The sequence below is a fragment of the Rhodococcus sp. O3 genome (genome assembly GCF_048897285.1).
In the GTDB taxonomy this organism is placed as follows: Bacteria; Actinomycetota; Actinomycetes; order Mycobacteriales; family Mycobacteriaceae; genus Rhodococcus.
Genome location: NZ_JBMBTE010000021.1, coordinates 51,089 through 59,667, shown reverse-complemented (window position 1 = coordinate 59,667; position 8,579 = coordinate 51,089). Strand labels below are relative to the sequence as shown.

General features: G+C 69.2%; 6 protein-coding genes. 3 read left to right on the top strand and 3 right to left on the bottom strand.

The window, feature by feature from the left end; genetic code table 11:
* Positions 1–716 precede the first annotated feature (716 nt).
* Complete coding sequence (locus tag ACN675_RS09155; RefSeq protein WP_420750554.1) at positions 717–1,628, bottom strand: neutral zinc metallopeptidase; 912 nt, start codon at positions 1,626–1,628, stop codon at positions 717–719.
* Between the two features lie 140 nt (positions 1,629–1,768).
* On the opposite strand from ACN675_RS09155, the gene aspS reads away from it, so the two are divergent.
* Together aspS and ACN675_RS09145 are read left to right on the top strand one after the other, a co-directional pair.
* Complete coding sequence (gene aspS, locus ACN675_RS09150) at positions 1,769–3,577, top strand: aspartate--tRNA ligase (RefSeq protein ID WP_420750553.1); 1,809 nt, start codon at positions 1,769–1,771, stop codon at positions 3,575–3,577.
* A gap of 289 nt (positions 3,578–3,866) precedes the next feature.
* Entirely contained in the window at positions 3,867–5,036 is a 1,170-nt protein-coding gene (locus tag ACN675_RS09145) for a kinase (RefSeq protein WP_420750552.1), read from the top strand.
* A gap of 44 nt (positions 5,037–5,080) precedes the next feature.
* Here ACN675_RS09145 and ACN675_RS09140 read toward each other — a convergent pair whose 3' ends face one another.
* Entirely contained in the window at positions 5,081–6,742 is a 1,662-nt protein-coding gene (locus ACN675_RS09140) for an alkaline phosphatase D family protein (protein ID WP_420750551.1), read from the bottom strand.
* A 117-nt stretch (positions 6,743–6,859) separates the two neighbouring features.
* Between ACN675_RS09140 and ACN675_RS09135 the strand changes: the two genes are divergently transcribed.
* Positions 6,860–8,266, top strand: coding sequence for a replication-associated recombination protein A (locus tag ACN675_RS09135; protein WP_420750550.1), 1,407 nt, complete (start codon positions 6,860–6,862; stop codon positions 8,264–8,266).
* Between the two features lie 7 nt (positions 8,267–8,273).
* Here ACN675_RS09135 and ACN675_RS09130 read toward each other — a convergent pair whose 3' ends face one another.
* Positions 8,274–8,507, bottom strand: a complete 234-nt coding sequence (locus ACN675_RS09130) for a hypothetical protein (protein WP_420750549.1) — start codon at positions 8,505–8,507, stop codon at positions 8,274–8,276.
* Between the last annotated feature and the right edge of the window lie 72 nt (positions 8,508–8,579).

The following is an 8,579-nucleotide window of genomic DNA, read 5'->3' as shown; positions in this document are numbered from 1 at the left end:
GCGGTCGCCGCACTCACCGGCGCGCACACCGCGGTCGAGGAGGTGACGCTGGTGGCGGCCGACGCTCGCGCGGCTGCGCTGTTGCGCCGGGAACTCGGGTAGAAAGGGTCCGAGGTTACGCCGGACCCGCCGCAATCGGCCAGAAAATGTGATCGCAATCATAATTGATCGAATTGTGTCCGAGTTTTCGCAAATGTCTCCGAATTGCGCACAATGCGGGTTCGAGGTAACAATTGATGCGGCGCACGACGGCGTCACTGAAATACAAGATCACAATTAGGAGTTACCCGTGCTCGATCTCGCCACGCTGGCCGACATCTTCAGCAACGCCGCCGACCTGTTCGGTGCCCTCGACTTCTTCTCGGGCCTGAGCAGCCAGTAGTCTTAGCGCATCAGAGACCTGCAGGTATGTACCTGCAGGTCTCTTTTGTATTCTGCAAAGATTGCCTCCGAGTATTTTGTCGGATTCCGCACGAACGTCGCGGTTCATCGATGAACAAATGCCATTCGTGTAATTCCGATCGTGATTCGACCGTAATTGATCTTCGGTATTCGGAAACCGGTCGTCCGGGCGGCAAGAAATTGATCTTCCGTGATAGTGGAATCGATCTTCCGGCCTCTCGGATCGATTCGTGGGAGTGCGTCGAAACGGTCCCGAAACGCAAGAGCCGGGTGCTCGTTCGAGCACCCGGCTTCGTTGTTGCGGCGAAAGGCGGTCAGCGCAGCGCCGGCGGGTTGTCGAGGTCCGACGCCGAGTAGGTGTCACACGCAGCGACCTGGCCGGTGCGGTAACCGGCGAGGAACCACTTCTGCCGCTGCTCCGACGAACCGTGCGTCCAGCCCTCCGGGTTCACCCGGCCCGTTGCTGCCGCCTGGATCCGGTCGTCGCCGACCGCCGACGCCGCGGAGAGCGCGTCACGGACATCGTCGTTGGTCAGCGGGACGAGGAAGGGCTGACCGGTGTTCGGGTCCGCCATCTTGTCCGCGTGGTAGGCCCACACGCCCGCGTAACAGTCGGCCTGCAATTCCGTGCGCACCGCACCGGACTCGGGGCCGCGCGGGTCGGCCTGCGCACGGCCGATGTCGCCGAGCTGCGTCTGCAGATGGTGTCCGAACTCGTGGGCGACGACGTACTCCTGCGCCAGCGGGCCCCCGCTCGACCCGAAGCGGGTCACGAGCTCCTGGAAGAAGCTGGTGTCGAAGTACGCGGTCTGGTCGGCCGGGCAGTAGAACGGGCCGACGTCGCTGGTGGCGTTGCCGCACCCGGTGGACGTCGCGCCGGAGAAGATCTCGACCTCGGGACGCACGTAGCGCACGCCCGTCTGCGCCTGCAGCTGGGATTCCCACACCAGGTCGAGGCTGCCCACGGTCGCGGCGACCCGGCAGTCCACATCCTCGTTGGCGTCGGCACCGGTCTCGCAGCCCTCCAGGGTCCCGGCCCCGGACTGGGAGTTGGGATCGACTGTGCCCGACCCGAGCAGCGAGCCGGGATCTCCGCCGAACAGCAGCGCCAGGATCAGCACGAGGATGCCGCCCACGCCGCCGCCGACGGCGATCTTGCCGCCGCGTCCGCCGCCGCCCTGGCGGACCCGGCCCGCCTCGATCCGTGCCCCGTCGTTGAACGTCATCGCATCGCCTTCTTGTTGCAGGTGCTTCAGCCGCACAAGCTTGGCACGTCGAATCGGGTACGGGTGTCCTCGTCGCCCTCGTGTCTTTCGTAGGATTACAGCCGACGAAGAACCTCGTTGATCGTTTCGAAAGGAATTCCGTGCTGCGCACCCATCTCGCCGGCTCGTTGCGAGCCGAGCACGCCGAGCAGTCCGTCACCCTCACCGGTTGGGTTGCCCGGCGCCGCGACCACGGCGGGGTGATCTTCATCGACCTGCGCGACGCATCCGGTGTCTCCCAGGTCGTCTTCCGCGACGCCGCGGTTCTCGAACAGGCACACCACCTGCGCGCCGAGTTCTGCGTCAAGGTCACCGGTGTGGTCGAGATGCGGCCCGACGGCAACCAGAACTTCGACATCCCGACCGGTGCCATCGAGGTCAACGCGACCAAGCTCGAGGTGCTCAACGAGGCTGCGCCGCTGCCGTTCCAGCTCGACGACCAGGCCGGTGAGGAAGCGCGCCTGAAGTACCGCTACCTCGATCTGCGTCGCGAGGGACCGGGCAAGGCCATCCGCCTGCGCAGCAAGGTCAACGCCGCGGCCCGCGCGGTCCTGGCGCACCACTCGTTCGTCGAGGTCGAGACGCCCACGCTGACGCGTTCCACGCCCGAGGGCGCCCGCGACTTCGTCGTGCCCGCGCGCCTGCAGCCCGGCAACTTCTACGCGCTGCCGCAGAGCCCGCAGCTGTTCAAGCAGCTGCTCATGGTCGGCGGCATCGAGCGGTACTACCAGATCGCCCGCTGCTACCGCGACGAGGACTTCCGCGCCGATCGCCAGCCCGAGTTCACCCAGCTCGACGTCGAGATGGCCTTCGTGACCCAGGAGGACGTGATCCTGCTGGCCGAGGAGATCCTGCACGCCCTGTGGCGGCTCGTGGACTTCGAGCTCGAGACCCCGATCCCGCGCATGACCTACGCCGAGGCGATGCGCCGGTTCGGTTCCGACAAGCCGGATCTGCGTTTCGACATCGAACTCGTCGAGTGCAAGGACTTCTTCAAGGACACCACCTTCCGGGTGTTCCAGGCCGAGTACGTCGGCGCCGTCGTCATGCCGGGCGGCGCCGGCCAGCCCCGCCGCCAGCTCGACGCCTGGCAGGAATGGGCCAAGCAACGCGGCGCGAAGGGCCTGGCCTACGTCCTGGTCGGCGAAGACGGCGAACTGTCCGGTCCGGTGGCCAAGAATCTCACCGACGCCGAGCGCGCCGGCCTCTGCGACCACGTCGGCGCGAAGCCCGGCGACTGCATCTTCTTCGCCGCCGGCCCCACCAAGCCGATGCGCGCCCTGCTCGGTGCCGCGCGCGGCGAGATCGCCCGCAAGCTCGACCTGATCGACCCCAAGGCGTGGGCGTTCGTGTGGATCGTCGACGCGCCGCTGTTCGAGCCCGCCGCCGATGCCACCGCGTCCGGCGACGTCGCGCTCGGCTCGTCCGCGTGGACGGCGGTGCACCACGCGTTCACCTCGCCGAAGCCGGAGTTCCTCGACACCTTCGACACCGATCCCGGCTCGGCCCTGGCCTACGCCTACGACATCGTCTGCAACGGCAACGAGATCGGTGGCGGCTCGATCCGTATCCACCGCCCCGACGTGCAGGAACGCGTCTTCAAGGTCATGGGCATCTCGGAGGAGGAGGCGCAGGAGCAGTTCGGCTTCCTGCTCGACGCCTTCAAGTACGGTGCCCCTCCGCACGGTGGCATCGCGTTCGGGTGGGACCGCATCACAGCCCTGCTCGCCGGAGTGGACTCGATCCGCGAGGTCATCGCGTTCCCGAAGTCCGGCGGCGGCGTCGACCCGCTGACCGACGCGCCCGCCCCGATCAGCGAGGCCCAGCGCAAGGAGTCCGGCATGGACTTCAAGCCGGAGCCGAAGAAGGACGCGCCGAAGAAGGACGATTCGGCCGTCTCGACCCAGTAGGACCGACCGGTCCGCACCGGGACCTTCGGCCGTGCCGCCGGGACCTCCGGTCCGGGACCCATCGGGACCTGCCGGTCCGTGGCGTGTCGACGACCTGCGCCGACACGCCACGGATCCGGGCGATCCGGGCTCGGCCGGACGGATCCCGCTCCTTCGCGCGCCGGACCGTCGACCGTGACGGACCTGCGCAATCATGCGTCCGTTCCGTGTCCTTCGAACCGAAGGTCCTAGTCGGATCGAGACTTCTGCAGGACCTGCTCGGGCCTCACACCAGGTAGATTGTGAGGCGATGACTGCAACATTGGCGGACCCCATTTCAGAGGTTGTTCAGGCGGCGGAGAAGCTGCTCACCCGGCGTACCGGTGCACCGGTGACCCTCGCCGATCCCGTGGACCTGGGTGGTAGCGGCCTCTCCACCGTGCTCCGCGTGCGTGTCGCGGCCAACCCGTTCTCCCTTCCCCGGACCCTGGTCCTCAAGCAGCTGCCCCGGACCGGCGGTGTCGGGCACGTCGACTTCCGCGGCGCCGAAACCGACGAAGAGGTCGCGTTCCTGCGGGAGGCGGTGTCCTACCAGTTCGCGACCGCCCTCGCGAAGGACAACAGGCCCGGTGCCGAACTGCTCGCCTACGATTTCGAAACCCGCCTGCTCGTTCTCAGTGATCTCGGCGACGCGACCCCGCTCGCGTCGCTGCTGCGCAGCGGCGACGCAGACACCGTCGGCAACACCCTGATGGCCCTGGCGCAGGCGCTCGGCCGAATGCACGCCGCGACCGTCGGCCGCGAAGAGGACTTCGCCGCCCTGCTGCGGCGCGCCGACATCGGCAATGCCGCGGACGTGATGGCCCAGCAGGCGGTGCAGGCCATCCGCGCCGTTCCCGAACTGCTCGCCCGCGACTTCGGGCTCACCGTCCCGCAGTCCGTGCTCGATCGCGCGGACCGGGCCGCCAACCTGTTCACCGGCGGACGTTTCCGGGCCTTCAGCCCGTCGGAGCTGTGCCCCGACAACATCGTCGTCGGCGACGACGGCGTGCAGTTCCTCGACTACGAGTGGGGCGGCTTCCGGGACGCCACCCTCGACATCGCCTACGCGCTCACCTCGTTCCCTGCCTGCCTGTGCACCGCACCGCTGACCCCCGACCGGGTCCGGGCGATGGCGGACGCGTGGCGCGCCGAGGTCGTGGCGATGTGGCCGCAGCTGGCGTTCGACGAAGTGTTCGTCACGCGCCTGCTCGACGCGCAGCTCGCCTGCGTATGGCTGAGTACCGAGCTGTACCTCCCCGAGGACCACGCCCGGATCGCGTCGGTGCGGACACACCAGCTGTCGGTACACCGGCTCGATGCGCTCGAGGCGCGGTGGTCGCTGCTCGCCGGTTTCGCCGCCGCTACCGGACACGACGACGTCGCCGAGCACGCGAACGACGTACTGGCCTGCATCCGGGGTCGTCGCGAGGACGCCTAGACAGGCACGTTCGTCAGGCGCTCGTCAACGCACCGACGCTGCGCTCACCGCACGACACCGCCCAGAGGGGCCGCCGGCTCGACGCGAGCCGACCCGGCGGCCACCCGCATGCTCGCGCCGTGCCGCGCGGGGGTCGCCGGATCCGCCGGATCCAGCACGTACATCCAGTCCATCTGCACCGCGTCGGGCGTGACGTCGAGGACGGCGAAGCCGTGTGAGTCGAGCTCCACATAACGGACGTGGCGGTTGAGATCGCGGATCGCCGACTCGATGCCGGGGGAGGACGTGCGCGGCGGGATGCCGAGAAGGCCGTCGATGTTCTGCGAGGTCACCGACGTCACGACCAGCTCGGTCGCGACGGTGCCCGCCGCCGGATAGGCGGCAGGATCGACCGGGACGTCGCACGCCCACGACGTGTGGATGTCACCGGTGAGGAACACGACGTTGCGGCGCCCGGACGCGGTGACTGCGTCGAGCAACCGCCGGCGGTCGGCGGCGTACCCGTCCCATTGGTCCAGGTTGACGGGAAGTCCGGTCGAGGGGACGCCCACGAGCTCGGTCAACGCAGCCGTGGTGTGCGGATCGAGCGGGGGTACCAGCAGCGGTGAGAACATCACCGGATTGCCGACGAGCTGCCAGCGCGTAGGGGAGCTGCTGATCCCGGCGGTCAGCCACGCCATCTGCTCGGCACCGGTGATCGTGCGGGCCGGGTCGTCGACCGCCCGCACGCCCGAACCGAAGTGGACCTGCGCGGATCGGTAGCTGCGCAGATCCAGCATCGACAGCTCCGCCAGGTCACCGAACCGCAGCCGCCGATACAACCGCGGGTCCGCGCCGGAGACCCGCACCGGCATCCATTCCAGGTACGCGCGGCGCGCCGCGGCGATGCGATCGGCCCAGGGACCCTCGATCGCGGGCTCGTGATTCTCGGCGCCACCGGCCCAGGAATTGTCCGCGGATTCGTGATCGTCCCACGTGACGATCCACGGCAGCAGCGCGTGCAGCGCCTGAACGTCCGGATCGGTCTTGTACTCGCCGTGCCGGATGCGGTAGTCGGTGAGCGTGACGGTCTCGTGCAGCGGAGCATGGCGTCGCACGGGTCCGCTGCGCGGCGCGAACTCGCCGGTCGCGTACTCGTACAGATAGTCGCCGAGGTGCACGATCGCGTCGAGATCGGTGCGGGCCGCGAGGTGCCGGTACGCGGAGAAGTAGCCGTCCTCCCAGTTCGCGCACGAGACGACACCGAACCGGAGCCGATCGGGGCTGGCGTCGTCGGCGGGAGCAGTACGGGTCCGCCCGGTCGGGGAGACCGCACCGGACCCGGGCACGGTGAACCGATAGAAATAGGTGGTGTCCGGGTCGAGGCCGGTCGCGTCGACCTTCACGGTGTGATCGTCCGCCGCGGTCGCGGTGACCGTGCCGGAGGCGGTCACCGCGCGGAAACTCTCGTCGGACGCGACCTCCCAGCGCACCGCGGTGTCCGGGCCCGACCCGGAGCCGGGCGTCGCCTCGGGGGACGGGGTGACCCGGGTCCACAGGATCACCCGGTCGGGAAGCGGATCGCCGGAGGCGACGCCGTGCGCGAACGCGGCCGGGACTGCCGACGCGGGAACGGACGTCCCGAAGGCGGCGACGCCGACGGCGATGGCGCCGGAACGTAGGACGACCCGCCTGGGAACCCGCGGGCCTGGCGAAGTAGGGGGCACCGGCCGATCCGACCACACCCTCGGGCCGAGGTAAAGACCGACACACGGGCGTTCCGGTTGTTCACGCGCGGTGGCGGCCCGTGCCGCGTGTCCGCCGGGCCTTGTAGCGTCGTGGGCGTGAGTGATCTTTTCGGGGCGGACGATCCTGCCGCTTCTCCGGATGCCCTGTTCGAGGCGCCGACGGCGCCGGAATCGGAACCCGAGCCGTCGATCCGCCGCGCGAACCTCGGGCCCAGCGGCCCGGGCGCACCGCTCGCGGCTCGGATGCGCCCGCGCAGTCTCGACGAGGTCGTCGGGCAGCAGCATCTGCTTGCGCCGGGTGCGCCGTTGCGACGGCTGGTGGAGGGCTCGGGTGCGGCGTCCGTCGTGCTCTACGGGCCACCCGGCACCGGCAAGACCACACTCGCCTCGCTGATCTCCGGGGCCACCGGCCGCAGATTCGAGGCGCTGTCCGCTCTGTCCGCCGGCGTCAAGGACGTGCGCGGCGTGATCGAACTCGCGCGGCGTCGTCTCGCCCAGGGCGAGCAGACCGTCCTGTTCATCGACGAGGTCCACCGGTTCTCGAAGACCCAGCAGGACGCCCTGCTGGCCGCCGTCGAGAACCGCATCGTGCTGCTCGTCGCTGCCACCACCGAGAACCCGTCGTTCTCCGTGGTCGCACCGCTGCTGTCGCGGTCGCTGGTGCTGCAGTTGCAGCCGCTCTCGCCCGAGGACATCCGCTCCCTGCTCGAACGTGCTCGCACCGATCCGCGCGGGCTCGCCGGCACGGTCGCGATCACCGACGATGCGCTCGACCACCTGGTGCGGCTCGCCGGCGGTGACGCTCGGCGGGCACTGACGGCACTCGAAGCGTCGGCCGAGACAGCCGTGGACCGGGCTGCCGGCGGCGACGCGGTCATCGATCTGCCGACCGTCGAATCGAGCATCGACAAGGCCGCGGTCCGCTACGACCGCGACGGCGACCAGCACTACGACGTGGCCAGCGCCTTCATCAAGTCGCTGCGCGGCTCGGATGTCGACGCGGCGCTGCACTATCTGGCGCGGATGATCGTCGCCGGGGAGGACCCCCGGTTCATCGCGCGACGGCTGATGATCCAGGCGAGCGAAGAGGTGGGCATGGCCGATCCGACCGCCCTGCAGACCGCGGTCGCTGCCGCGCAGGTCGTGCAGCAGGTCGGAATGCCCGAGGCGCAACTCGCCCTGGCGCAGGCCACGATCCATATCGCGACGGCACCGAAGTCGGGTGCCGTGACCGCGGCGCTCGGCGCGGCGATCGCGGATGTGAAGGCGGGCCGGGCCGGGACGGTGCCGCCGCACCTGCGCGACGGCCACTACAAGGGGGCGCAGGGGCTGGGCAACGCGATCGGCTACCGCTATCCGCACGATCATCCCGACGGGGTCCTGGCGCAGCAGTATCCGCCGGACGAACTCGTGGGCGTGGACTATTACAAGCCCACCGCGCACGGCGCCGAACGGGAACTGGGAGCTCGGGTGCCGAAGCTTCGGCGCATCGTGCGCGGCTAGAGGGCGGTCACGCCCGCGCGTGCCGGGCGGTGATGTCGAGCTGCGCTACGGTGTCGTTCCAGCCGGCCACGATCTCGGTGAGCCGCTGCAGTTCCTGCTCCGGGATGCGCCGGGTCGTCTCGATGTGGTCGAACAATTCGTCGAGCGAGGCGGCGAGTGCGTCCGCGAGGGTTCGGGCCCGGTCGGCGACCCCCTTGTCCGTCTCACGCGTGTCCGTGCGGTGCGCATTCTGTCCAGACACTGATGCTCCAATCTTCGGCACCGACAGTCCGTTATGTCTCTCTTGCCCGAAAGAATAGAGAGTCGGCCTCTC